At 68.9% G+C, this 25,578-nt stretch carries 24 protein-coding genes; 14 read left to right on the forward strand and 10 right to left on the reverse strand.

The features are described from left to right. Positions 1-46 precede the first annotated feature (46 nt). From HHX33_RS14270 to HHX33_RS14290, 5 genes are all read right to left on the reverse strand, one after another. A complete protein-coding gene (locus HHX33_RS14270; protein ID WP_182875010.1) occupies positions 47-1,102 on the reverse strand; it encodes a helix-turn-helix domain-containing protein in 1,056 nt (351 codons plus the stop codon). 597 nt (positions 1,103-1,699) lie between these two features. Next, complete coding sequence (locus HHX33_RS14275) at positions 1,700-2,890, reverse strand: ABC transporter permease (protein ID WP_182875011.1); 1,191 nt, start codon at positions 2,888-2,890, stop codon at positions 1,700-1,702. Next, a complete protein-coding gene (locus HHX33_RS14280) occupies positions 2,887-3,630 on the reverse strand; it encodes an ABC transporter ATP-binding protein (protein WP_182875012.1) in 744 nt (247 codons plus the stop codon). Before HHX33_RS14280 ends, HHX33_RS14275 begins: the two co-directional genes overlap by 4 nt. Next, positions 3,627-4,709, reverse strand: coding sequence for a peptidoglycan-binding protein (locus HHX33_RS14285; RefSeq protein WP_182875013.1), 1,083 nt, complete (start codon positions 4,707-4,709; stop codon positions 3,627-3,629). Before HHX33_RS14285 ends, HHX33_RS14280 begins: the two co-directional genes overlap by 4 nt. Further along, the gene (locus tag HHX33_RS14290; protein ID WP_182875014.1) at positions 4,706-5,242 is read right to left on the reverse strand and encodes a hypothetical protein; all 537 of its coding nucleotides are present in this window, start codon (positions 5,240-5,242) and stop codon (positions 4,706-4,708) included. Before HHX33_RS14290 ends, HHX33_RS14285 begins: the two co-directional genes overlap by 4 nt. A gap of 120 nt (positions 5,243-5,362) precedes the next feature. Between HHX33_RS14290 and HHX33_RS14295 the strand changes: the two genes are divergently transcribed. Together HHX33_RS14295 and HHX33_RS14300 are read left to right on the forward strand one after the other, a co-directional pair. Further along, entirely contained in the window at positions 5,363-6,697 is a 1,335-nt protein-coding gene (locus HHX33_RS14295) for a sensor histidine kinase (RefSeq protein WP_310741381.1), read from the forward strand. After that, positions 6,694-7,344 (forward strand): response regulator, encoded by a 651-nt coding sequence (locus HHX33_RS14300; protein ID WP_182875016.1) that lies wholly within the window; start codon positions 6,694-6,696, stop codon positions 7,342-7,344. The genes HHX33_RS14295 and HHX33_RS14300 overlap by 4 nt, the downstream gene beginning before the upstream one ends. Positions 7,345-7,511: 167 nt before the next feature. Here the strand turns inward: HHX33_RS14300 and HHX33_RS14305 are convergent, their stop codons facing one another. Next, a complete protein-coding gene (locus HHX33_RS14305; RefSeq protein WP_182875017.1) occupies positions 7,512-7,739 on the reverse strand; it encodes a hypothetical protein in 228 nt (75 codons plus the stop codon). A gap of 883 nt (positions 7,740-8,622) precedes the next feature. On the opposite strand from HHX33_RS14305, the gene HHX33_RS14310 reads away from it, so the two are divergent. The 6 genes from HHX33_RS14310 to HHX33_RS37695 all read left to right on the forward strand — a co-directional run bounded on the left by HHX33_RS14310 (position 8,623) and on the right by HHX33_RS37695 (position 15,424). Continuing rightward, positions 8,623-9,972 (forward strand): hypothetical protein, encoded by a 1,350-nt coding sequence (locus HHX33_RS14310; protein WP_182875018.1) that lies wholly within the window; start codon positions 8,623-8,625, stop codon positions 9,970-9,972. Positions 9,973-10,000: 28 nt separating this feature from the next. Then, a complete protein-coding gene (locus HHX33_RS14315; protein WP_182875019.1) occupies positions 10,001-11,056 on the forward strand; it encodes a hypothetical protein in 1,056 nt (351 codons plus the stop codon). 3 nt (positions 11,057-11,059) lie between these two features. Then, positions 11,060-12,697 carry an SWIM zinc finger family protein gene (locus tag HHX33_RS14320; protein ID WP_182875020.1) on the forward strand — a complete coding sequence of 546 codons (1,638 nt, stop codon included), beginning with the start codon at positions 11,060-11,062 and terminating at the stop codon, positions 12,695-12,697. A gap of 446 nt (positions 12,698-13,143) precedes the next feature. Then, complete coding sequence (locus HHX33_RS14325; RefSeq protein WP_310741370.1) at positions 13,144-13,668, forward strand: TetR/AcrR family transcriptional regulator; 525 nt, start codon at positions 13,144-13,146, stop codon at positions 13,666-13,668. A 311-nt stretch (positions 13,669-13,979) separates the two neighbouring features. Beyond that, complete coding sequence (locus HHX33_RS14330; RefSeq protein WP_182875021.1) at positions 13,980-14,714, forward strand: GAF and ANTAR domain-containing protein; 735 nt, start codon at positions 13,980-13,982, stop codon at positions 14,712-14,714. A 182-nt stretch (positions 14,715-14,896) separates the two neighbouring features. Beyond that, a complete protein-coding gene (locus HHX33_RS37695; RefSeq protein ID WP_220501811.1) occupies positions 14,897-15,424 on the forward strand; it encodes a DUF5994 family protein in 528 nt (175 codons plus the stop codon). A 48-nt stretch (positions 15,425-15,472) separates the two neighbouring features. Here HHX33_RS37695 and HHX33_RS14335 read toward each other — a convergent pair whose 3' ends face one another. Both HHX33_RS14335 and HHX33_RS37205 read right to left on the reverse strand, forming a co-directional pair. Further along, positions 15,473-16,336 carry a sensor histidine kinase gene (locus tag HHX33_RS14335; RefSeq protein ID WP_182875022.1) on the reverse strand — a complete coding sequence of 288 codons (864 nt, stop codon included), beginning with the start codon at positions 16,334-16,336 and terminating at the stop codon, positions 15,473-15,475. A gap of 172 nt (positions 16,337-16,508) precedes the next feature. Beyond that, entirely contained in the window at positions 16,509-17,168 is a 660-nt protein-coding gene (locus HHX33_RS37205) for a response regulator transcription factor (RefSeq protein ID WP_182875023.1), read from the reverse strand. A 410-nt stretch (positions 17,169-17,578) separates the two neighbouring features. On the opposite strand from HHX33_RS37205, the gene HHX33_RS14345 reads away from it, so the two are divergent. The 3 genes from HHX33_RS14345 to HHX33_RS14355 are packed head-to-tail and all read left to right on the forward strand — an operon-like array spanning position 17,579 to position 20,495. Beyond that, positions 17,579-17,878 (forward strand): circadian clock KaiB family protein, encoded by a 300-nt coding sequence (locus HHX33_RS14345; RefSeq protein ID WP_182875024.1) that lies wholly within the window; start codon positions 17,579-17,581, stop codon positions 17,876-17,878. 2 nt (positions 17,879-17,880) lie between these two features. Next, on the forward strand, positions 17,881-19,401 hold the full coding sequence (gene kaiC / locus HHX33_RS14350; RefSeq protein WP_182875025.1) for a circadian clock protein KaiC: 1,521 nt from the start codon (positions 17,881-17,883) through the stop codon (positions 19,399-19,401). Further along, positions 19,398-20,495, forward strand: a complete 1,098-nt coding sequence (locus HHX33_RS14355) for a sensor histidine kinase (protein ID WP_182875026.1) — start codon at positions 19,398-19,400, stop codon at positions 20,493-20,495. Before kaiC ends, HHX33_RS14355 begins: the two co-directional genes overlap by 4 nt. Positions 20,496-20,562: 67 nt before the next feature. Here HHX33_RS14355 and HHX33_RS14360 read toward each other — a convergent pair whose 3' ends face one another. Continuing rightward, positions 20,563-21,882 (reverse strand): acyl-CoA desaturase, encoded by a 1,320-nt coding sequence (locus tag HHX33_RS14360; RefSeq protein ID WP_310741371.1) that lies wholly within the window; start codon positions 21,880-21,882, stop codon positions 20,563-20,565. A gap of 311 nt (positions 21,883-22,193) precedes the next feature. On the opposite strand from HHX33_RS14360, the gene HHX33_RS14365 reads away from it, so the two are divergent. Together HHX33_RS14365 and HHX33_RS34990 are read left to right on the forward strand one after the other, a co-directional pair. After that, on the forward strand, positions 22,194-23,030 hold the full coding sequence (locus HHX33_RS14365; RefSeq protein ID WP_182875027.1) for a sensor histidine kinase: 837 nt from the start codon (positions 22,194-22,196) through the stop codon (positions 23,028-23,030). 355 nt (positions 23,031-23,385) lie between these two features. After that, positions 23,386-23,826, forward strand: a complete 441-nt coding sequence (locus HHX33_RS34990) for an STAS domain-containing protein (RefSeq protein ID WP_310741372.1) — start codon at positions 23,386-23,388, stop codon at positions 23,824-23,826. Positions 23,827-23,892: 66 nt separating this feature from the next. On the opposite strand, the gene HHX33_RS14375 is transcribed toward HHX33_RS34990, so the two are convergent. Then, positions 23,893-24,144, reverse strand: coding sequence for a hypothetical protein (locus HHX33_RS14375; protein WP_111698991.1), 252 nt, complete (start codon positions 24,142-24,144; stop codon positions 23,893-23,895). A 225-nt stretch (positions 24,145-24,369) separates the two neighbouring features. Between HHX33_RS14375 and HHX33_RS14380 the strand changes: the two genes are divergently transcribed. Beyond that, a complete protein-coding gene (locus HHX33_RS14380; protein ID WP_182875028.1) occupies positions 24,370-25,524 on the forward strand; it encodes a ferredoxin reductase in 1,155 nt (384 codons plus the stop codon). Positions 25,525-25,578: the final 54 nt, after the last annotated feature.

The raw sequence follows: 25,578 nt of genomic DNA on the forward strand, positions 1-25,578 counted from the left end.
ACGCGCCGCAGGGCCGTGAATGTGCAGACACGACCTGGCACCTGCCTTACACCTCCGTGTCGCTGGTGGACAGCCATGACGGGACGGCCGGGCCGCTCCCGCTTCCGTTCGCGCCGCTGCCGATCTGTTTCCCGCGCCGGTAAGCGGCCGGCGTGACGCCATAGGCGGCTCGGAAGGCGCGGGTGAAGTGAGCGGGATCGGCGAATCCCCACCGCAGTCCCACCGCGTGCGCCGGCCGGTCCGCGAGGTGCGGATCGCCGAGATCGCGCCGGCACCGCCCCAGCCGCAGGCGGCGGATCCACGCGGCGACCCCCTGACCCCGCTCCTGGCTCGCGAACAGACGCTGTAGCGTCCGTGGGCTGATGTGGAAGGCCGCGGCGATCAAGGCAGGTGACAGGGTGCGGTCGTCGAGCCGCTGCTCGATGAACGCCTGCACCCGGTGCAGAAGAACCCGGTCGCCCACTGCCGTAGCAGGTGGGTCCCGCTGGTCCAGCACGTGACCGAACAACCCCTCGACCACGCCTGCGAGGATCGATGCCACCCGAGACGGATCCGAGGCCATGTAGTGGTCGGCGTCGGTGAGCACACGATCCGCCAGCGTGGCCGCCAGCCGGCGCATAGCCGCTGAAGCCCCCAGCTTCGTCCCTGTGAGCCGGTCGAACGTGGACGCGGGCAGGGCGGGGAACGCCTGCCGGTGGAAGGAGAGCATGAACAGCCGCGCCCGGCGCGACCCGTCGGCCCGATGCCAGCCGTAATACGGGCGCGAGGTGTCGTGCAGGCCCACCTCACCGGCGAACAGGACCTCCCCGCTGTCGCTCTGCGCGACCCCCGTCAGACCGTGCACGTTGACCAGCAGGCGGACCATCTCGGGGTCCGCCGTACGAACCAGACGTGGCGTGCGCCGGATCCCCACCGCCACGGGCCCCGCCGAGGTGAAGGAGCCCACGGTCAGCGCGCCGAGGTTCTGGAAACGCAGACACGCCTCGAACGGCTCCGCAGGCATCTCATTGACGAACTCCACCGGCTCCGGCAGGGCCAGAGCACGCTCACGGAGGAAATCGAACCGGTCGGCCTCCGGCAGCCTCTCGGTGCTGATCAGCACCCGTGACACTGATCCTTCTCCGTCGTCCCAACTGGACACCCGCATATGTGGCTCCCGCCGCATCGGTCCTCATGGCAGATTCACTGTAGGAGCGCTCTTCATGTTCCGCCGGAAGGTCGGGTTGCCCTTGTCGACCAAATGGCGGCCGAGGGCAGAGAACCAGTCGTTCCACTCGGCTGCCACCCGCGGCCCGCCTCGGTAGAGCTCCGGTGCCCGAATTGTCCTCTCTGACGCCGGCCCCATCCGGGTACAGCCAGCGAAACGAGAACAGCCGGTACGGCTCCACCCGCTCGACCTGAATCAGCACGACCGCCCGCTCGTGGGACGCCTTGTCTTCCCAGACCAGGGCTCCGCGCCCGGCAGGTCCGAAGTATCCCTCGGTGGAGTCGGTCCACCAGCGGCTGAGCTGATCAGGCTCGGTGACCGCCCGCCACCCGACCTCTACGGGCGCCTTGATGAGCACATCCTGCTCGATGTGGTTGACAGGCATTCGTTCACCCCTTACGCAACTCTTGGTTGCATCAACGTGGCGCGATAAGAAAACGCGAATGCAACCGATGGTTGCGCGATGGTGGCGGAAGCCTCGTGACAGGGGGGTCAGCCCGACCGTAAAGCGTGAGTGGGCGGAAGGCTGGCTGCGCGTGCCGCTGGATACGCTCCGGCGAGCGTGGCGACGAGCAGGGCGGCGGCAAGGGCCGCGGCAAGGAGCGGTGCGGTCAGAACGGGCTGCCAGCCCCGGGCGATCGACGTGCCGTAGGTGGCGGCGGCCCCTAGCAGGACGCCGACGGCGCCGCCGAGGCCTCCCAGGAGGAGGGATTCCGCGAGGAACTGCGTGGCGACGTGGAATCGGGTCGCACCCAGCGCACGGCGCAGGCCGATCTCGTGACGGCGTTCCATCACGGACACCACCATGACGTTCGCGATGCCGATGCCGCCGACGAGCAGGATCACGCCACCGAGCCCGACAAGGAGCGAGGTGGTGGAGTCCGCCACGAGCAGGCGAGAGGTGAGGGCGTCGGAGGGGCGGCTGACGTCCACGGTTTCGGGCGCCTGTGGGTTGACCGCTCTGCTCAGCATGGCCGCGACGTCGGTCGTGCGTTCGGTGATGGTGCGGATGTAGAGGCGGGTCGGATGAGCGTCGTAGCCGAACAGGTCCGCCGCCGTGGGCGCGCCGATCAGGACTGATCGGTTGATTTCCGGAGCCAGCTCCAGGGGCTGGAGGATGCCGATGACGGTGAACCAGTGCCCGGCGAGCCAGATGCGTATGCCCTGGCCGGCTTCGGCGATCCCCAGATCGGTGGCGGCGGCGTGGCCGAGGACGGCCGTCGGGTAGTGGCCGGTGGCCTCGGTGAGGAAGACGCCTTGCAGCATGCTTGCGCCCAGGGTGGAAAGCAGGGCCGGTTCGGCTGCGCGGACGTCGAGTCCTCCCGTGCGGTAGCGGGGGATTCGGTCGGTCCGGTAGACCTGCAGGGGCAGTTCGGCGGTCGCGGCCACCGCGCGCACCCATGGCGTACGGGCGACGGCGACGGGTGCCGTGGTGGGCAGGCGGGTTTCCTCACTCGTCAGGGTCCTGCCGTTGACGACGGTCAGCAGATCGGTGCCGAGCCGGTCGATGCCGGCGATGAGGGCCGACTGGCTGGAGCGGGTGATGCCAGGCACGGCGACCACCGCTGCGATGCCGATGGCGATCCCCAGGATCGACAGGGCCGCGCGCAGGGGCCGGGCGTGCAGGCCCAGCGTGGCGAGGCCGGGCAGGTCTGCGGCCCGTAGCCGGGACGGGGGTGTCATGGGGGGCTCCCGTCGATAGTCGAAGGCGCGGCGGACCTCTCCTGGTGGTGCCGCCCACTGCCGGCCGAATCGCTCACGACGCGGCCGTCGCGAAGTTCCACCTGGCGAGCGGCGGTCGAGGCCACGACGTGGTCATGGGTGATGACGACCAGCGTGACGCCCTGGCCGTTCAGTTCCCGCAGCATGTCCAGGATGTTGCCGCCGGTGACGCTGTCGAGGTTGCCGGTGGGCTCGTCGGCCAGGACGAGAGCCGGGCGGCCTACCAGCGCGCGGGCGATCGCGACGCGTTGTCGTTCGCCGCCGGACAGCTCGCGTGCCCGGTGGTGGGCGCGGGCAGCGAGGCCGACCCGCGTCAGCGCCTCGATCGCCGCCTCTCGCCGGGCCCTGGCGGGGACTCCCCGGTACAGCAGGCCGGTGGCGACGTTCTGCACGGCGGTCAGTTGTTCCAGCAGGAAGAACTGCTGGAACACGACGCCGAGGACGTGCGCGCGCACGCTCGACAGCAGGCGGTCCGGCAGGCGCGCGACGGAATGACCGGCCAGGTGGACCTCGCCGTGCGTGGGACGGTCCAGGCAGGCCGCGATGTTCAGCAGCGTGGTCTTGCCGGAGCCGGAGGGACCGACGACGGCGAGGAACTCTCCGGCGGTCACGCTGAGGTCGACACCGCGCAGCGATTCGACCGGAGGCGTCCCGGCGTAGGTCCTCGTCACCCCGGCCAGGGAGAGCACGACGTCACTCATGTGACCGGCACCTCAACACGAGTTCCCTCTGCCAGCCCGGCGCCGCTGACTTCGACTGTGCTCGTGGCCTCGTCGAACAGGCCGGGCCGTACCGGGACCAGGCGCCGTCCGCCTGTCGCGACGACGGCCACCTGGTAGCCGCCGCCGGGACGGGCGAGCAGCGCGGAGACCGGCATGGTGAGCACGCCGCGCCGCAGCTCGGTGGTGATGGTCACCTGCACCGGCGCCTCGTCCAGGCGGGCGAGGCCGCGCGGCGGGTGGAAAACGATCCGCACGGGGACCGTGGCCGGTCCGGCGCCGTCCGGTGGAGCGGAGGCCACGTCGCCGATCTCACGCACTCTTCCGCTCAACTCCCGATCCGTACCGGGCAGTGTGAGCAGGACGCGATCTCCGGTTCGTACGGCGGTGCGCCGGTCGGTGGGCAGCGACACACGGACCACCTGGGTCGCCGATGTGGCCGACAGCACCTGGGCTCCCGGGGCGACCAGGGAGCCGGCGGGGAGCCGTACGCGTCGCACCCGCGTCGGGCCGGGCAGGAAGGCCACCTCTCCGAGGGCGATACGCCCGGTGCGGTGGGCGAGCGGCAGGTGCAGGGACGCCTGCCAGCGGCGGACGGCGGCGGCGGTCGCCCAGGTGAACCTGCGATCCACGGTCATCGCACGGCCGGGGTCCATGCCGAGCGCGCGAAGGTTGCGTTCCAGGAGACGGACGTCCTCGCCGTCGCTCATGCCCAGGGCGAAGCCGCGGTGGGCGGGCCGTGGACCGTACAGCAACCTGACCGGCTTCCCGTCCACCGTGAACAGCGTCGCACCACGCCTAATCGTGGTGCCGAGCCGGGGGACGCCGGTGAGCACCCCGGCAGGGAGGTAATCGACGACGGCGAAATCGCCATCGTAGCCGAGCACGCCGGGGAGCTGGACGCGGGCGGCGACCACACCCCGGCTGATCGGAGCGGTGGCGGTGGCCACGGTCGAAGCCGGACGCACCGGAGGTGCGGACGGGCGGGCGACCTGCCAGGCAACCACGGCGCCGGCGCCGACCGCCACGGCACACACCGCCAGAACGCGGGCCGCTTTCATGAGATGCTGATCCCTCGGTCCCAGTGCTGCTTGCACGCCTCCTGCGCGGTCAGCCACCGCTGCGACTTGCCCTCCGCCTCCAGGGGAGTACCGGCGACGGGGAAGGTACCGTCGGACTTGGGGTCGGGCCACTCCGGTATGCCGTTGCGGCGCACGCACTGGGCGAACAGCAGAAGCTGGCTCATGTCCGCAGCGTCGACCGCGGGCTTGTCGTCCTTCATGGACGCGGGGAGTTCCTCAAGGATCTTGCCGCATTCGGGGACCTTCTGTACGGCCTCGAGCGCGCGTTTGAGCGCATCGCCGTCGCGTGCGGGGAAGTCGAGCTTTCCGTCCCGGATGACCGGGTCGGGAAAGTCGGGCTGGCCGTGTTCGCGTCCGCACTGGGCGAAGCGCTTGCCGACGGCGAGTGCCGTCTGCCGCTCGTCGGTCGCGCCGTCGGCAGATGATTCGCCGGTGCCGCCGGCGGGGGTGGTGCCCGAGCACGCGGTCAGCACACTCGCGGCCAGCGTCAGGGCAAGAAGGTGACGGGTCATGCCGACAAGGCTCACCCGGGCCTGCGGCATCGCGCGTCTGCCGTGAGATGGAGGCACATGTCTGCCGATCGATAGATTTGCCCGCGGAGCACGGCTTCGTACGCTGGGGCAGTGACTGACATGCGGATCGGGGAAGGCGACGCCGAACCCGGGATCCGGCTCGCCGCCCTCCGCCGCATCCTGATCGATTCCGGTTTCGCGCTGCTCACCGCCGGTGCGAGCATCCTGGTCGGCTCCGATGTGTTCCTCACCAGCGGAGCGCACGACAAGTTGCTGCAGGCATTCGGCTCGGCTGCCGGGTGGCACACGCACGTCACGGTGTGGTGGCTCGCCACCTCCGCGTTGATCGTCGCGCTGTTCCTCCGCCACCGCTGGCCATGGGCAGCGATCCTGCTGGCCGCGGCCGGAGCCGCCGCGCATCAGGCCGATCCCTTCATGGACGTCCTGCCTGTCGACTTCGCGGTCCTTGTCGTTCTGTACACGATGGTGGCCACGACCAGGTCTCGGAGGATCGGCATGATCACGCTGGGTGGGCTGCTCACCGCCCTGTACGGTGTGCACCTGCTCGTGCGAGCCGGATTCGGCCTAGGAACGGAAGCCTGGCAGGGCACGCCGGCGAAATCCCTGCTCGGCTCCTCATGGCAGGAGAGCGGAGCGCTGACGGCGGCTGCCGCCGCAGTGGTGCCGGCGCTCCTGCTCGTGGTCGCCTGGGCGGTCGGTGACAATGTCAGGACACGGCGGGCCCATCTGGCGGTCCTGACGCAGAGAGCGGCCGATCTCGAACGCGAGCGCGACCAGCGCGCCGCGCTGGCGGTGGCGGCCGAACGCGGCCGGATCACGCGCGAACTGCACGACGTCGTCGCCCACGGACTGTCGGTGATGGTGGTGCAGGCACAGGGCGGCCAGGCCGCGATTGCCCGACGCCCCGAACGGGCCGAGAAGGCACTGGCGGAGATCGTGACCACCGGCCGTGCCGCCCTGGCGGAGATGCGGCGCCTCCTCGGTCTCGTACGCGCCGGGACCGGACCCGACCTGGCGCCGCAGCCGCGTCTCGCCGCTCTGCCCGGCCTCATCGACGGCGTACGCGACAGCGGCACACCGGTCGAATTCGTCATCACCGGCGAGGCCATGCCGCTGCCGGCCGCTGTCGAGCTGTCGGCCTACCGGATCGTGCAGGAGGCTCTCACCAATACGATCAAGCACGCCGGCCCCGGCGCCCGGGCGCGCGTCCGGCTCGACTTCTCCCTGGACGCGCTGACCATAGATATCCGGGACACCGGCGGTACCGCACAGTGCTCCATCCCGGCCGACGACCGTCCACAGGCCGCAGACTCGCGCGGCAACGGACTGCGGGGAATCGCGGAGCGCGTCGCCGCGCTGGGCGGCACGCTCACCGGCGGCCCTTGCGACGACGGCTTCAAAATCACCGCCGCCCTCCCGCTGGAGCACACGTGATCAGCGTCATCATCGCCGACGACCAGGCACTGGTCCGCGCCGGCTTCCGCATGATCCTCGATGAGACCGGGGACATCGAGGTGGCAGGCGAGGCAGGCGACGGCATCGAGGTCCTGAGCGTCGTCGACCGTACCCGCCCGGACGTCGTGCTGATGGACGTGCGCATGCCCGGCATCGACGGCATCGAAGCCACCCGGCGCCTGCGGTCCGGCCGCACCGCTGACACAGCACCCCACGTGATCATCCTCACCACCTTCGATCTCGACGAATACGTCTACGAGGGCCTACGGGCCGGGGCCAGCGGGTTCCTGCTCAAGGACACCCTGGCCGCCGACCTCGTCGCAGCGGTCCGCGTCGTCGCGGCCGGCCAGGGCGTCGCCTCACCCACCGTGACCCGGCGCCTCATCGCGCACTTCACCGGCACGGCCCCGCGACCTCCGGACCCACCGAGGCTGCAGTCGTTGACAGCCAGAGAGCGCGATGTGCTCCAACTCCTGGCGGAAGGACTGTCCAACCAGGAGATCGCCCGACGACTCCTGGTCGGCGAGGGAACCGTCAAGACCCACGTCCACCGCATCCTGGGCAAACTCGAACTCCGGGATCGGGTCCAGGCTGCCATCTACGCTCACCAGTCGGGCATCATCTGACTCGGAGCATCTACGGGGGCTGGGACTGTACGGTCTCCGGTCTGCGCAATTTCAATCCGTCGGTTCAGGGTTCGAGTCCCTGGGGCCCCGCCACCTCTGACCTGGGCGTTCTCATCAACGGGAGATCGCTTGATCATGGCCTGGGACATGGATGGGTCACACCTGGGTCATCCAGCCGCATCGCCCCCTGCGCACCTTCCGAGCGGTCCCGCGCGCCGCCGACAGCCCCAGCCGCGCCGTCGCCCCGGCTGCCCGATGTCCGGCAGCACCGAGGTGTAGGTGTCGGCGGTGAACACGATGCTGGCGTGGCCGACCTGGTCCTGGACCACCGGCAGATCCACATGCGCGGCCAGTGCCAGCGTGACCACGCCATGCCACAGATCGTGCAACCGCACGGCGGCAGCCCGCTCCTCCGCACCAGTTTATGGAACCGGTAGGTCAGGTAGTCCGGTGCCACCGGAGCGCCGTCCGGACGAGTGAAGACGTGCGTCATATCGTCCCAGGCCTCCCCGCGACGTGTCTTCTCCGCCCGCCGGTCGCGTTCATGACGGAGTAGTAGCCGTACCGTCTGCGGATCCAGCGCGGCCGTGCGCCTGCTGGCAGCCCGCAGCGTGGCACGGATCCGCTCCAGTGTCGCGGTCGCCAGTGGTCTGCCGTACCGATTCCGGCGCCCGGCCAACGCAGTGAACATGCGCCGTACATCGCAATGAGACAGTTCCGACAGCATGATCCGCCCTAGCGCCGGGACCAGATGCAGCCGGACGTGATCCGCGTACCCCTGACGCGTCCTCGGCCGGATCCCATGATCGGTCGCCAGCCAGTACCGCAGCCACTGGGCTACCGTGCACCCCGCCCCGATCGGGCCGCCCTGCTCGGCTGCGATCAGCTGCCGCCCGGCTTGTTCTGCTTCGCCCGCGCTGAAATAGCCTCCTCGCCGGACACACTCCCGGCGCCCCGACAGGCCCCGAATCTGCACCGCGAAGTACCACGAGCCGTGCCCGTCCTCGAGCAACCGCGGGCGCCGCTCGCTCCGTTCGGTGCACCCGCACCGCTTGTAGACCACTGGATGGCTCTCACGCATCGCCATCACCTTCCTCCCGAAGAAGGGAACGACGGGGAGCGCGTCAAACCCATCGCATCGAGAGTGCTTGACCACTTCGCCACATGTGAGCAGCCCCAACGCACCTATGGGACGTCGGTGCCGTGAGAGGCTTCAAAATCAGCCATGCGGATTGCCCCCAGGTGGCACAGGCCCGTCCGGAGGATGAGAAGGAGGGGATGGTGGGCAGGATCGGGGACGACAAGGTGGAGGACGCTCTCGCCGAGTTGGCCCGTCGCAACCGGGACGAAGCCGATCAGGCGCGTGCCGCGTTCGATTCGCTGACCTTCGGGGAAGGAGTCGAGACCGTCACCCTGTACGGACTCCAGTACTGGCTGTGGTATCTGCTGCCGACCAAGTGGTGGACCGACCTGGCCGAACACCAGCAGCTCGCCGCCACGCTCGGTGCGTTGTTCGACCTGCTGGAGATGCCCCGGTACGCCGCCGTCTGCGTCTCCGAGACGACCATGCAGGTCCTGACCGCCTGGCACCAGGGCCGCGACGCCGGGTTCAAGGCGTTGGAGAAGGCCATGAACGCCTCCGGCGTGCAGCCGCCCGATGTCGAAGGGGTTCTGACCTGGGGGCGTGTGATGGGCGTTCAGGAAAGTGACGCCTTCCAGGCGACGGCGGCCCATCTGGAGATGGCGATCGCGGCGGGTGAGTTCGCTCCTGGCGCCCGCGGATGGCGTGCAAACGCCGAGCGGATCACCGATGAGTTCCTCACCTCTCCTTGCACCGTCGGCGAGCAGAGCCGGCTGGAACGCATCCACTCCGAACGCATGGAATGCTGGGCCACCTCTCGTGGCGCGGCCCGCGCCCGCCTCACGAAGACGATCACCTCGCGGATCGTGTCACCGGCGCCGGTTCCCGAGGACGCGGAGGCACGGCTGGCACCGGTCCGCTGGCTACTGACCCTGGCGGCCACCGACGGCGGCATCCCGCTCACCGCCAACCACACCCTGGCCAGGGCCGTCGTCACCGAAGGCTGCCAGCGGTTCGACTGGCTCACGCTGACCGGAAGACCGCGCTCCGAATCCGACATCCCTGAAGCCTGGACATTGCGAGAGTTTGTCCGGCAGCTCGGCGCCGTCCGGCGCAGCAAGCGCACCCTGGTCCTCACTCCGGCGGGGAAACGCCTGGTCGGCGCCGATACGGCCGCCCTGTGGTCGGTCGTGACGGCCGCCCTGATCCCGTCCGATCCCGCCGAGGGCGCCGCGGCGGAGGCCGTATTGATGCTGCACCTCACCGAGGCTCCCAACGGCTATTTCGAGCGGCGCGCCGCCGTCGCCGAAGTCATGGCCGGCGAGGGCTGGCATGACCCGGCCAGCGGAACGCCAGTCTCCGCGGAAAACGTCGGCTGGCTCATGGGCGCGATCCACCGCCGCCTGGATCTGCTCGGCCTGTTGCACCGGCAGCGCAGCCTGGGTGATCCTGGTGACCGTCTCACCGACGCCGGGCGCGCCGCCGTGCAGGCGGCGCTGCGGGCTCGCGCCCTGCGACCACGTACGGATGCCGGATTCGGGTGTTGATTACCGCCCCGGGCTACGATCGCTGTCCATGGGTTCGCAGCGGATGAGTCGCGAGCAGTTCTATTCCACGCTGGCTCCACTCGACGAGGAGCGCTTGAAGAAGGCGCTCTGGACGCTGTACTGGCGCGGATCTGCTCAGCTGAGGGAGCGGATCGAGGCAGAGCTGACCCCAGATGGGCACAAGCCCGCGGCCAAGAGCGCCACGCAGACGGTGGACGTCCAGTCGGTGCTGGACGACGTCCGCCGGTTCGTGGAACTGGCCCGGGCCGGCGCCTACATGGCCGGTGATCGGCGCGTCTCCCCCAAGGAGCGGACCCGGTGGCGTTTCACGTTCACCCGGTTGGCCGAGGACGCCAAGGCGGCGCTGGCGGTGGACGCGGCCACCGGGGCGCAGGCGTTGGAGCTGCTGATCGACCTGTCCGATGAGACATGTGACTATGACTACTTCCGCTCCGACGACCCGATGGCCGCCGCGCGTTTCGTGGTCTCGGATGCGGTGGCCTTACTCTGGGCCACCTATCTCGATCTGTACGGCTTCTCTGGATTTGCCGAGCGGGCAGCCCCGCAGCTGATCCGCTGGGAGCGGGCGTACGGGTGGACCCGGCGCGGGGACGGGCCGACGGCCGAGAAGGAGACCACGCTGGCCGACATGCTGGCGCGGATGCTGCGCGGGATCGATGCGTGGCTGGACTTCACCGACCGATATCTCGCCGCGCTGGACCGACTGGCCGAGGGCGGCACCAGGACACGGGTGCCCTGGCGGGACACGGGCTTCGAACGCCGTGAGCGGGCCAGGAATCTTGCCACCTGGCATCTGCTGGTTCTGGAACGGCTGGCAGACGCCGAGGCCGACGACCGGCTGGAAAGGCTGGTGACGCACCCGGCTCTGGCCGGTCCCGAACTAAGGCATCTGCGCGCGCGTCTCGGCTGGCGACGCGGGGAGACCGACACGGCGCGTGCCCTGATCCGCGACTGCCTGAATGAACTGCCAGGTCACACACAGTTCCTCGACTTCGCCGGGGAGATCGGCGCGGAGCTTCCGGAACGGGCACGGCGCGTGTCGGACCGGCTGTCCGGTAGGTAGATCATGACCGGGTTTACCAAGGATGACCTGCGGGCTCTGGCCGGAGTCAAGTCCTATGACCGCGGTGTCGATTATGTCGACGACGTCGAGGACCTACAGATCGACGGTGGAAAGATCTTCGCGACCGTGTACGGCACGGAACCCTATGAGGTGGAGTTGACCGTCGGCCGTCGTGGCCTGGACGGTGTGTGCGATTGCCCGTGGGGGCAGGAGGGCAACTTCTGCAAGCACTGCGTCGCGGTCGGCCTGGTCTACCTGTTCCGGCGGGAACGCGGCGAGGCCGTGCCCGACCGGTTCGATCTGCGTTCCTATCTGACATCGCTCGACGCGCAGGAGCTGGTGGCCCTGCTGATGGAGCTGGCCGAGGGCGACCGGAACATCCGGCGCCGGCTGGAGGCGCGAGCCTCGACTGATCCCGCGACGGACGCGCAGGATCTACGCCAGCGGATCGACCGCGTGCTCCGGGTCCGTGGCCATGTCGACTGGGACGGCAGCTGGGACTACGCGGACACGATCGGCGGCATCGCCGACGAACTGGAACGGCTGCATCAGGCTGGGCAGAGCGCCGCTGTGGCCTCCCTGGCTCAGCGGGCCATGGAACGGGTGGCGGAGAACTACGAGTTCTTCGACGATTCAGACGGCCAGATCGGCGAGTCGAGCCGGGCGCTGGTCGCGGTCCACGCCGCTGCCTGCGCCGCCACCGGCGACGATCCCGTGACGCTGGCCTCATGGCTGCTGGAGCGCCAGCTTGGCGATGCCGACGTGCCCGACCTGTCGATCGACGACTACGCGGACGCGCTCGGTCATGCGGGGATGGCCGCCTATGGCGAACAGTTGCGGCGGATCTGGGAGAAGCGCTCGCCCCGCACGGACTGGCGCACGGACGCGCTGATGCGCGAGTACGCCAGGGCGCGGGGAGACGTCAGCCTCCTGGTCACAGTGCTCGGTCGCGGTAGTCGTCCCGACTATTCGGGCATCGTCGAAGTGCTGACCGAGGCCGGGCGCGACCGGGAGGCGCTGGAGTGGGCCGAACGGGGCCTGGCCACCGCCGACGGTGCCTACGATCGACGCTTGGCCGATTTCGCCGCGACCGCCCATGCCGCCGCCGGTCGTGGCGATGAGGCGTTGGCACTGCGCCGCGCCCAGTTCCAGCGCGACCGATGCCTCGCGGTCTACCAGGCGCTGCACGCGGCGGCGACGCCGGACCACTGGCCCGAACTGCGCGCCTGGGCGCTGGGGCTACTCCGTCATGACGCGAGCACGGCGCGGCGTGGTCTGCCCGGATGGCAGCCGCCCTCCATGCTCGTGGACGTGCTGTTATGGGAGAACAGCAACGAGGATGCGTGGCAGGCGGCGGTGGAGTTCGGCGCCGTCGACGGCCAGTGGTCGCGGCTGGCTCGATTGCGAGCGGAAACTCACCCCGCCGAGGCGATTCCCGTCTATGAGCGCCTGGCCGAGAGCAAGATCACCCTGATGAACAACGACGCCTACGCCGAGGCCGCCGGCCTGGCCGTACAGATCACCAAGCTTTACGACCGGCTCGGTCGCGAGGCCGACGGGCGCGCCTATGTAGAGCGGCTGCGCACCACCCACAAGCGCAAGCGCAACCTCATGGCGGAACTCAAGCGGCATGGCCTTTGACCATCTGTCCCGTCGGTCGGCGTGTCAGTGGCGACCCGAACGATCGATGTCGGCGTCGTGCCGTCGGGGCGATACCGTCCCGTCATGGTGACGGAGATGTCGATCGGTCGTGCCGTGTTCGCCGCCGCTCGTGCCTTGGCATCGTGGGTGGGGAGCGGACGTGCGGTCACCGCAGATGGTGCGCTCAAGCCCGCGCTGGTGCCGGAAGCCGCCGAAGCGATAGGCGTGGGGTGTCCGGCCAAGGTTCGGCGGCTGAGCGACGTGCCGGAGGCGCATCGAGCCTGGCTGACGGCTCTGGCGGCGGGACTCATCACGATCTCGGGGACGCGTGCCGCGCAGGACAAGAACGTGGCGGAGCCGGACATCACCGTCTGGTACGCGGCGCTGGAGCGGGTGGTGGGGGCGCAGGTCACCGACCCCTGCGCTACTTCGAGTCCCGCGAGGCGGTGCTGCTCGAGCTGCTGGACGACTTCCTGCGGAAGTGGCTGGTGGAGCTGGCCGACGAGCTGGCCGCCGGCATCGACGCGCGGCTGCCCGCCGCGGACCGCGCGGAGCAGCTGGCCGAGGTCCTGAGCCAGTCGCTGGCCGGCCGCGTGGTGCTGTGCGACCTGTTCGGCGCGCAGGGCGGTGTCCTTGAGCACAACGTCTCGGTCGAGGTCGTCCGGCGCCACAAGCGCGCGTCACTCGACAGCCTCGCGACCATGGTGCACCTCGTCCGGCAGCAGGTGCCGGAGCTGGGTGACGGTGCCCAGACGGTGTGCCTGCAGACCATGATCATGGCCGGCGCGTTGTCGACCTACTGCTCGCCGCCGCCCAGCCTCCTCGCCGCCTACCAGGAGGAGCCCGAGCTGGCCCTGCTCCACGTCAACCTGCGCTCCGCCCTGCGGCTGGTCATCATCACCGCGATCATGGGTACGCTGCCGCGCTCGGGAGATCCTCGCCGAACCACGCCCGCACCGCCGCGGCCGTGATTCGGGCGTGCACGTCGAGCATGCCGAAGCGGCCGCCCGGCGCCTCGACCCGGGCGTGCGGCACCAAACGGATCAGCCGGTACGGCAGGCGGCCGCGTGTTCGATCGGCGGAACCGGGCTCATCCGCGCCAGGTCACCGGCATGACCTCGGTGCAGTCAGGTACTAACCTCCGTGAGGACGACGTCCGGCCACGCGTACCTCGGCATGCGATGCCTGCCGCCGGCGGAAGCGCGCGGCGGAGACTCGTTTGCTGCGGTTTCATCGAGTCGGACGGGACTTGACATCCGGCAGATCCCTCCGGGAGGCAGTCGTGACGCGGGAACGCCAGCTGACCGACGCGTTCGCCGAGTTGACGGACACCCTTGTCGGAGACTTCGACGTCGTCGACCTGTTGCACCAGCTCACCATGCGCTGCGTGCGACTGCTGGACGTCGATGCGGCCGGGCTGCTGCTGGCTGACCAGCAAGGGCGGCTGCGCCCGATGGCGGCCTCCACAGAGCAGGCCCGCATGCTGAAACTCCTCCACCTCCAAGAGGTGGACGGCCCCGGCCTGGACTGTTACCGCACCGGCGGGCCGGTGACATGTGCCGATCTGGTCGCCGAGGGAGGGCGCTGGCCTCGTTTCGCCGCAGCGGCGCAGCTCGCCGGCTTCGTCGCGGTCCAGGCGCTACCGATGCGCCACCGCGACCGGGTCATCGGCGCGCTCACCCTGCTACGGACGGCAGCCGGTCGGCTGACCACGGACGAGCTGCACATCGGGCAGGCGCTGGCCAATGTGGCCACCATCAGCATCCTGCACCAGCGCAGGCTGGAGCAGGACGAGGCAGCCGCAGAGCAGCTACAGATCGCGCTCAGCAGTCGCACGCTCACGGAGCAGGCCACGGGGATGCTGGCCGAGCGCCACCACAGCGACATGGACGTCGCTTTCGACTCCTTGTGCGTCTACGCGCGCACCCGCGGCCTGCGCCTGTCCGAGGCGGCGGATGCCGTCATCCACGGCGAACACGACATCACTCAACCTCCGGCCGACGATCACAGCCGATGACGAGGCTCGCCGGGATCGACCTCGTCCGGCCGGAGCGCCCGGCGGAGCCGACGGGTCACCGAGAGCACGCCGGCGTAGAATTGGATTACCGGGGACACTTCGAATGTCGGCAGTCGCGTCGGCACCGTCCGCGGCGTTTCATCGAACGCAGCCCCGTCAGGGCTGAGACAGGTCGGCCGATCATGACGCTGACGCCCGTTCCCTCCACGCCGGCAGTTCCCGTCGCCCGTGTTCTGTCGGAGCAGCCGCATGACGTGCCCGTACGGCTCAGCCTGGAACCCAGCCGTCGTCGCACAGGTGCTGTAGACGGGGAATGGTGGCCCCGGTCAACGGACGCGGCGGCCGAACTCCCGGGTCTCATCGCAGCCGTCGACCGCCGGCTGGGGAAGATGACACTCCGGGTCGGACTGCACGTCGACGCGTGGAGCAACATTCCGCACCGTATTCCGGTCGCCGGCCGGGCCGTGAAGGTCGGATGGTTCCAATCCATGGACCGCGGGCTGGTTACCCTGACCATCAACGGCCACGAGGGAATAACGTTGCGGGTGATACCGCCGGAGGCCGCATACGCGTCGGCCCCCAGGGACCCTAACGGTGCGCCTCCCGTGCAGGACCGGACTCCCGCGCCCGGCGTATCGGCGGGGCAAGAGGCAGAGCAGGACGTCTGGGAGGACGAAGGCGGCCACTTCGGGCGGTCTGGCTGCCCGTGATCTGGCCCGGCATCTGTCCGGTGCTCTGCCCGCCTTCGTGATCGACGATCAGCACAGCCGTTGGTCGGGCCTCTTGGCACCGTTGGGGCCCGGAAGGGCGGCGAGGGGAAGCCGGAGCGTGAAGCGCGCGCCGCCGATGGGAGAGTCTCCGGCATGGAGAGTCCCGTCGTGAGCCTGAGCGATTTCACGGGCGATCGACAACCCGAGGCCGGTGCCGCCGCGGTCACGACGGCGGCCCGCGTTCAGCCGGGTGTATCTTTCGAAGATCCGTTCGAGGTCGCTTTTGGCGATCCCTTCGCCGTCATCGGAGACCACCAGTTCCGCGGTGCGCCCGTTACGGCTGACCTCGACCCGTACGACCCGTTCGGCGTGCCGTTGGGCGTTGTCCAGCAGATTTGTGAGTACCCGGCCGATCTGGATGTCGACGATCTTGACGTAGACCCCGGGAACGAGCCGCAACTGGACCGGAATACGGTCCGCCCGCCGGGAGACTTCCGCCTTGACCAGCTGCGCCAGGTCGACCGGCGCCTGCTCGTACGGCACAGCGCCCCCCACCCGGGACAGCAGAAGCAGATCGCTGATGATCGCCTCCAGCCGGTCGACGGCGCACAGCGCACGTTGGAGCGTCTCGTGCAGATGAACATCCTCTGGATGTGACTGAGCCTGCTCAAGCTCTGCGCGCAGCCCGGCGATGGGGTTGCGCAACTCGTGCGACGTGTCGGAGGCGAACCTCCGCTGTTGCTGTAGTTCCTTGTCGAGTCGTTCCAGCGTGCGGATCACGGCCCGCGTTGTCCGCGCGATCTCGTCTTCACCGAGGGGATCGGAAACCTCCGCATCAGGGCCTGCGGCATGTGCGGGGAGGTCAAGCCCGTCGATGCAGTCGGACAGAGCCTTAACGTGTCTCGTGTCCATGTCAGTTCTTCCTTCCGCGACCCAGCGGCGGCGAGGCCCCGAGACGGTAGCTCGGGAGAAGCCACGGCGACCCGCGGTGCGACGCATGTTCAACAATCTAGGGAGACGGCAGACGCCCCGCCACCCGCACATGGTCCGGACGGCACCCCCCAAATGGGCCGGATCGCGGGCCTCAGCAAGGTTTCCGCAGTCCCGGCAGGATCCCCGTCCGAGTCGCCACGACAACCGCCTCGAGCTGACTGTGCGCGCTCAGCTTCATCATGACGTTCTTGACGTGGCCTCGAGCGGTGTGGAGACTCACGACGAGCCGCCCGGCGATCGCACGGGGATCGAGCCCTTCCCCCATCAGCCCCAGGACTTCCAGCTCGCGCGCGGTGAGCCCCGCCCAGTTCTCGCGCCCGACGTGCGGCGATGCGCTGGGCTCCTGGAGGAGCGCTCTGAGCGTATCGCCCTCCACCATAAGGATGTTCCTGTCGACCGAGGCGCGGATCACCTTGAGAATGTCCGGAAATCTACTGTCCTTTGCGAGGAATCCGGAAGCCCCTGCCACTGCGGCGGCCGCGAACAGGTCGGGGCTGGCGTCGCCTGTCAGGATGAGGACGCGGACATGCGGGTGGGAGGCTTTGATCCGCCTCGTGCCCTCGATTCCGTCGACGTCAGGCAGATGAATGTCCATGAGCACGACTTCGGGGCTCCGTACCGTCACGAGCGAGACGGCGTCCTCGACCGTCCCGACGGCGCCCACGCAATGCAGATCGGGCTGGGCGTCGATCGCGATCTCGAGAGCGCCGGCGAGCGCCTGCTGATCCTCGACCACGAGAACTCGGATCACAGAAGGCTCCTGCCCGCCGTGACCTTGACCACTGCTCGGCTCATGGCTGCTCACTTCATGAGCGGTTTCGCGCCGTGCACTGGTCGGCCGGGCTCGCTCTGCGCATCCCCCGCGTGAGGCGTAGCTCGAACGGAGGATGGTTGGGAGCCGACTGATGAGGGCGCGTCCGCCTTCGCGAAAGCGGGGCGAAGACCGTGCAGCCTGCCCCTATGAACTCATCATGACGCTACCCGCGTGCATCGTGATGCACACATCAGATCGACGGCCAAGCGGGCGGGGAGGGCACCTCCATCCGATGCGCGTGCCGTCTCCTCTTTCGATGCTGGTCCCTGCCTGTCTGCGGGGTACGAACAGCGGTAGACCGCAAGGCCCCGTCCGGAGCCCTGCGAACGTTGGAGACGGTTCCTGACGTGACCATCTACTCATTCAGGCTGTACGTGGCTGGGAACACGGAGCGGTCCCATGCCGCGGAGGTGAACCTGCGGTTCCTGTGCGACGCTCACCTCTCCGGCATGTACGAGGTCGAGGTCATCGACGCCGTCGAACGGCCCGAGCTTGCCGAGGAGGGACGGATCCTGGCCACCCCCACCGTGGTCAGGCTCTCGCCGCCACCACAGCGGCGGGTGATCGGGGATCTGTCCGATCATGGCCGCGCCGCCGTCGCTCTGGGCCTCCCAGCCGCGGACGCATCGCCCTCGGAAGGGCAGTGACGATGACTGGCAGCAACGCGATCGCGCGGATCCCCACGGGGATCAACGGCTTCGACCACGTCACCCTGGGCGGGTTGCCCGCGGGCCGATCCACGCTGGTGAGCGGCACGACCGGCAGCGGTAAGACACTGTTCGCCGTCGAGTTCCTCTCCCGCGGAATCATGCGCTTCAACGAGCCTGGGGTGTTTGTCACCTTCGAGGAGACAGTCACCGACATCCGCCGTAACTCGGCCTCGCTGGGCTTCCCCATCCAGTCATGGGAGGACGACGGGAAGTGGGCCTTCGTCGAAGCATCGGCGAGTATCGGGGAGGACGCGCCCGCCGTCGGCGCCTACGACTTCGGCGCCCTGGTGGCGCGCATCGAACACGCGGTCCGCCAGACCGGGGCTCGCCGTGTCGCGCTCGACTCGCTCAACGCGATCTTCACCCGGTTCGCCGACATCAGCGTCGTTCGGCACGAACTGTTCCGGGTCGCCTCCGCCCTCAAGGCGCTCGGAGTCACCTCGGTGCTCACCGCGGAACGCCCCGAGGAGTACGACGGTGTGACCCGCTACGGGGTCGAGCCTTTCGTGCTCGACAATGTCATCATCCTGCGCAACGTACTCCGGCAGGGCCGGCGAAGCCGGACGGTTGAGATCGTCAAGTTCCGCGGCGCCACGCACCGCACGGGGGAATGGCTGTTCACCATCGATCCACGGGACGGGATCGTGGTGGTCCCCCTCGCGTTCCTCACGCCGTCCGACCACGCGTCGCTCGCCCGCGTCTCGTCAGGCATCCCCGAGTTGGACGAGATGTGCGGCGGCGGCTTCTACCGGGACGCCATCGTCCTGATGACCGGGCCCACCGGCACGGGCAAGACACTGGCGAGTCTGCGTTTCGCGGCCGCCGCCGTCGAGGCGGGTGAGCGCTGCCTGCTCTGCACCTTCGACGGGACCCGCGGGCAGCTCTTCCGCACCGCCGCGAGCTGGGGTCTGGACCTCAAGGCCATGCAGGCGTCGGGCCTGGCCCGGGTCATGTCCAGCTATGCGGAGGTGACCTCTCCGGAAGACCTCTTTCTGCAGCTCAGGCGCGCTGTTGAGGAGTTCGCGCCAGCCCGGCTCGTCATCGACACGGTGTCCGCTCTCGAACGCGTGGTCGCGCCGCGGACTCTGCTCGACTTCATCATCGCGCTGGGGGCGGTCCTCCGGCAGAGCGAGATCACCACTCTTCTCACACGGACACCTTCGGGACGGCTCATCTCGGCAGACGCGCCGGCGATCGCCTCCGACATCGCCGGCCTTTCCGACGTCTGGATCCAGCTCCGATATGTCGAAGGCCCCGCCGAGATCCAGCGTGCCATCGCCGTGCTCCAGGCCCGCGGCTCCGCCCATGACCACAGGATCCGCCAATTCAGGATCGATGGCACCGGCATGCACATCGGTGAACCTCTGCGAGGCGTCCCCCACGTCTTCACAGGAGCGACCGATCCCGGGACCGCGTGGGGGTCGCCCGAGTCCGAAGCGACAGAGGGTCCGTCGGGGTGAGTGCCGGCGGCGGGTCCTCGCCTGGCGGAAGCCGCACGGGTGGCTCCGGGTCAGGGCGGCCCGACGACGTCGAATTCCGGGACGATATCAGCCAGGTCATCGTTTCGGCCTCGGCGGACGGCATCGTCGCCGTCGACAAAGAAGGAGTCATCAGGCTCTGCAATCCCGCTGCCGCGGAGCTCTTCGCCCGCTCGGCGGCGGAGCTGATCGGCACGCCGTTCGGCTTCCCCATCGCCGCGGGTGCGGCGACCGAGATCGACTTGATGCTGCCCGCCGGAGGCAAACGGGTCGTCGAGATGCGGGTCACCGCCACAACCCTGGAAGGTGAGCCCCTGTACGTCGCCGCGCTCCGCGACGTCACGCGGAGCAGACACGTCGAGCGAGAGCTGGAGGCGGCCCTGGAACGCCAGAACATCGCGGTCGCCGTCGCGGCCCATGAACTCCACAGTCCCCTGGCCACCATCAGCGTGCTGGTGGACGTGCTACGCGACCGCCTGGTCGCGCTCGCCGAGGAGCGAAGAACCGAGATCATCGAGCGCATCGCCGATCGGACGGCCCGCCTCCAAGGGCTCGTCCGAAAGCTCCTCACCGCGTCGACCATTGAAGCGAAGGGCGCGTCCGCCCGCTTGGAACGCGTCCCCGTGCTTCAACTCCTCCTCGAACGGCTCGGCGAGCTGGACAAACGATCCCAGGAGGTGCGCATCTCCTGCAGCCCTGATCTGGAGGCCCTGGTCGACCGCAGAGAGTTCTCCGCGATGATGGACAACTACCTGGAGAACGCGTTCGCCTACGGACGTCCGCCCGTGGACGTGTCCGCGGCCGGGCAGCCGGGATGGATCCTTCTCCGGGTGTGCGACCGTGGGCCAGGCGTGCCGGAGGCTTTCGTGCCCCGGTTGTTCGAGCGCTTCAGCCGTGAGCGGGAGGCTGAGCGTGAGACAGAGGGGACAGGCCTGGGATTGTGGATAGTCCGAAGCTTCGCCCGGGGCAACGGCGGCGACGCCTGGTACGAGCCCCGCGAGGACGAGGGCGCCTGTTTCTGCCTCCGCCTGCGACGAGCGCCTTCACCCGGCACGCCGGACCGGAGCGGAGAGTAACCGCGGAGGAGCGGGTCGCGACGTCCGGCCCCGCGTGTCATCCGCTGACACGCCGCCGTCGGCGCGGTCAGGCCGCCTCTTTGAGCCTCCTCACCGGAGAGGCGGGCGTTGGCCGTCGCGCGGGTCCCGGAAACGCGAGCCGCAGGACGCGCTTCCACACCGAGCCCGCCTGGCGGGTCAGCGAGCCGGACATGTACGGCAGGCCGAACCGCTCACACAGCGCGCGAACCCTCGGCGCGATCTCCGCGTAGCGATTGCTGGGCATGTCCGGAAACAGGTGGTGCTCGATCTGGTGGCTCAGATTGCCGCTCATTATGTGGAACAGGCGGCCACCGTCGATGTTGCACGAGCCGAGAAGCTGCCGGACGTACCACTCGCCGTGGGTCTCGCCCTCGAGCCGGTCCTCGGTGAAGACTTCCGCGCCCTCCGCGAAGTGGCCGCAGAAGATGATGGTGTGCCCCCACACGTTGCGCGCGATGTTCGCGGTCAGATTGCCGAACAGGACCGGGATGAAGGCCGGACCGGCGAGCAGCGGGAACGCGACGTAGTCCTTGACAACCTGGCGCCGAATCTTGCCCGCGACGGCACGAAGCTGGGTCAGGGCCTCTTTGAGGTCCTTCTTCCCTGACGGGATGCGCTCGAGTTCCAGGTCGTATATCGCGATGCCGTACTCGAAGAAGAGCGCCAGCAGCGCGTTGTACAGCGGCTGGGCGAGGTAGATCGGATGCCATCGCTGCTCCGGGGTGATCCGCATCGCGGAGTAGCCGATGTCCCGATCCTTGCCCAGCACGTTCGTCCAGGTGTGGTGGACGAAGTTGTGGGAGTGCTTCCACTGGTCGGCCGGGGAAGCGAAGTCCCACTCCCAGGTCGTTGAGTGGATCTTAGGATCGCCCATCCAGTCCCACTGCCCGTGGAGGACATTGTGGCCGATCTCCATGTTTTCGAGGATCTTCGCTGCGGCGAGAGCGGTGGTCCCGGCCATCCAGGCGGGCGGCAGCCAAGAGGCGAAGAGCAATGCCCGCCCGCAGACTTCCAGCTTGCGCTGGGTCCCGATCAGGCCGCGAATGTACCGGGCATCCCGCTCGCCCAGGCTCGCGATCACCTCATCGCGGATTCCGTCCAGCTCCCGCCCGAACTCTTCGACCTCGGCAGGGGTGAGATGAGATGTGGCAGGCATGCGCGTTCCTCTCATAGCTCGACGGTGACGGGAACCGCGGCGAACGGTTCGAGACGCGGCCGCGATCGGCGAGCGGTCGCCGACGAGCGCGAGCCGGGCCTGCGCGGCGAGGAGGTCGCGTGCGAACGGTGGCACATGGAACGCATGTCCTGCCGCCCCTCCCAGTCGGTTCGTCCACGTCTCGTGGTACCCGTCATCGGGGGTGAGCACGTCGTACGAGACTGCAAGAGCGATTCAGGAGGTGTTCCAGATGCGCCATGCCTGCTCACCGCGCCACCCGGGACACGCGCGGCAGGGCGTGATTCGTCAGACACGACCTGGCTGGGCCGCGCAGCCGCCTCACGACCCGCTCGCCGGTGATTTATCGAGGTAAATGGTTGACGGGGGGGTAGGGAGCCTACGGCGGCGGGATGGTTCGTGGGGAGTGTCCGATGGGCAGATCAAGCCTGAGCGAGCGCCTGGAACGCGCAGGTCCGGGGAAGAGGAACACCAGTTCCCACAAGCGTTGGTGGAATCTCGTCATGGTGCTGGCCACCGCGGTCGCGGGCCGGGTGCTGGTCCGCCGGCTGCTGCGACGCGTGCGTGCTATCTCCGGCGACCTCGCCGATATCAACCTCAGCGATGAACACGCCCAGATCGCTCAGCAGCATGACCAGCAGGAGGTGACGCAGCTGGTCGACAACATCAATGTGAGTCTGGACATGCTGGACAGAGAGCGGCAGTTCTCCTCCAACATCGCCCACGAGATCCGCTCCCCGTTGGCCGGGATACGCGTCACGGTGGAAGAAGCGGCTGCCCGTCCCGGCGAAGCCGACTACCCCCGCGTGCTGGAGGCGGTACTACGTGGAGTGGATCGACTGGATGCGCTGTCTACGGCACTTCTTCTGATCGCCCGTTCCCGCGCAGCCCAAGCCGACTGGGAACGGGTCGACCTGTGTGAACTGGTCAGGCAGGAGGTCGCCAGCCGGAAGGACCCCATCTCGATCGAAGTCATCTGCACTCCCGGCGTCGAGATCACAGCCATGCGCACGCGGATCTGCCAGGTCATCACCAATCTGCTGGACAACGCACAGCACCACGCCACCCAGAGGGTGCAGGTCCGCGTCGGCCGCAGCGACGGCAATGCGCGACTGACGGTGTCCGATGATGGCCCCGGCGTGCCGGAGAAGGACAGGGAACGTATCTTCGACCGGATGTATCAGCTCAAAACCGTTTCCCAGCGAGGCGGGCCCGGCATCGGCCTCGGCCTGGCCATCACCCGCGATATAGCGAGAGCCCACCACGGAACCGTCTGGGTCGAGCCCTCCCCGCTCGGCGGCGCCTGCTTCACGCTCCAATTGCCCGCCTCCGCCCCCTGAGCCACCAACTGTTCTCGTTGGCCGCACACGGAATTCCGGACGCGACAGTGTTCCCCGGCGCGTTCCCCTAGCGTTCCCTGTCGCGCACTTCACGCCCGTGCGTCGCTGAAAATCGGGGACACGTCACTTCCGGAACGGCGCCATTACAGAAAACCAGGGTAGAGTTCAAGCACCGAGGACTTTTCGTGCGTTGGCACTCAGGTCGGCGTCGCCCGCGGCGATATACCGTGACGCGGTTCTTCAGAGGACCAAGACAGGCCAGGCGATCATGACACCGACGCTGCTCTCACGTTCCACGCCGCCCAGCGCGCATGCCGACACAGTTACACGGGATGCGGACGGAGAGAACAAGGGAGTGCACATCAGTACACTGCCGACGGACCTGCTCGACGGGTGCCGACACCACCGATCGGACGTCCACCTGCCAAGCCTGCCGCCGGAGACCTCGTCTCGTCGCCGACCGGAGCACGGCATCTCCGTCCGTGACCTCGCACCACTTGGCGGAGCCGACCCGTCGGTTCCGACGACCGTCCGGCTGTCCGGCGAGATCGACATCTTCACCAGTGCCGACCTGCGCGAGGACCTGCTGGACGTCCTGCGCTACAGCAGAAGCCTGCTCGTTCTCGACCTGTCGGGTGTGGCGGCATGCGACGCCTGCGGGCTGGGAGTCCTGGTCGGCATCCAGCGCCGCGCCAAGACGATGGGGATCACCCTCTCCCTTGCCGCGGCCCGCCCGTACCTGTCGCGGTTACTGCGTGCGACCGGCCTGAACGGCACCATCCCGATGACGGCGTAGCCGAAGGCCCGGAGCCGCGTCGGCGGCGAGTCCCCGACGTAGGAGAGGCGGGGCCGGAGCCACGACTCAGAAGCTGCTGATCCGCGTCCTCGCGTAGGGAGCGCAGCGGGCCGCCACCACGTGCCTGAAGTTGACCACGTAGGTGAACGTGTCCGGCTCGCCCTCGTGGGAGACCTGAAGGGACACGACGGCGCCCTGCTCCATCCAGCTGACGAGTCTCTCGGCCGTGGGCATCGTGCCGTGCACGCGAAGGATCAGTTCCTTCTCCTTGCCTACGCTCAGTAAGTAGAGCAGCCCGGTGGGGGCGTCGATGGTCATACCCGCTCCTCACGGTAGGGACGGGAGCGGCCCGTGGACGTCCCCGCAAGGTTTTCGCCCGGCATCCGCGTCACCGCATCGCCGACTCCGCGAACCTCTTCCCACAGCCGTGCCGCCGCGGGCCCGGCCGCCTACCGGTCCGTTACCGGCCCTGAACCGCTCCCTGTCCCATCATGGCCCCCGCCTGCCGCTGCCGGACGCGGGTACCGGGTACACGTCATACGGATGGCCGTTCGTGGCCTGGCCCTCGATCTCGATGGCTGCCGATTCCTCGGGAAGGCTCTGCATGTGATCCTTACGCGTGCGTCCGCATCCCCTGGGGCGCTCCTTCGCCGGCTGGCGACAGCCGCGCACTGGCTGACCTCGCCGCTGCTTCCCGAGGACTATCTCGGGTTGATCAATCCGCTCTGGGCGGAAGGGGAGTTGTGCGGCCGGGTCGAGGCGGTTCATACGGAAACCGCCGATGCGGCGACACTGGTGATCCGTCCGGGGCGAGGCTGGGTCACGCACCGGCCTGGTCAGTGGGTGCGGATCGGCGTCGATGTCGACGGGCGGCGACGCTGGCGCACCTTCTCCCTGTCGTCGGCCCCGGGTAGGTCCGGCGGTTGCGTCACCATCACGGTCAAGGCCGCGCGCGGCGGGCTCGTCTCCGACTACCTGGTGCGGAGCACGGAGCCCGGGACGATGCTCAGGCTGGGCCGGCCCGAGGGGACCTTCGTCCTCCCGGAGCCACCACCCCCACGCCTGCTGTTCGTGACCGCCGGGAGCGGCATCACCCCCGTGATGGCCATGCTGGACAACCTGCTCGACGGTGTTCCGGCCGTGACGGGGCCGGAGATCGTGCTGGTCCATTCGGCGCCGGCACCTGGCGACGTCATCTTCGGCGGGCGGCTGCGGGGCTTGGCCGCACGGTGTCCGCGGCTGCGCCTGCACGAACGGCACACGCGTTCTGACGGACGGCTGCGGCCCGCGGATCTGGCCCGGCTCTGCCCGGACTGGACGGATCGGTCCGTCTGGGCGTGCGGACCGCCTCAGATGCTCGACGACATCGCGGCTTACTGGACCGGGCCCGCGGACGGCCTCCATGTCGAGCGCTTCAGTCTGGTGCCGGCGGCAGCGGGTTCGGGAGGGCGCGTCCGCTTCACCAGGAGTGGCAGAGAAGCCGAGGCCGACGGCGAGACGCCGTTGCTGGCCGTCGGCGAGCGCGCGGGAGTGCTCATGCCCAGCGGCTGCCGCATGGGCATCTGCTACGGATGCGTCGCGCGCCTTCGCTCCGGCCGGATACGCGACGTACGGACCGGCCAGGTGCACGGAGACGCGGGCGACATGATCCAGACCTGCGTGTCGCTGGCGGCCGGCCCAGTCGAGATCGAGCTATGAAAGGAACGGCCATATCTGCCGTGTTCCATCCCGCCTCGATGCGCACCGAAGGGT

The sequence above is a fragment of the Microbispora sp. H10670 genome (assembly GCF_014161385.1).
Taxonomy (GTDB): domain Bacteria; phylum Actinomycetota; class Actinomycetes; order Streptosporangiales; family Streptosporangiaceae; genus Microbispora; species Microbispora triticiradicis.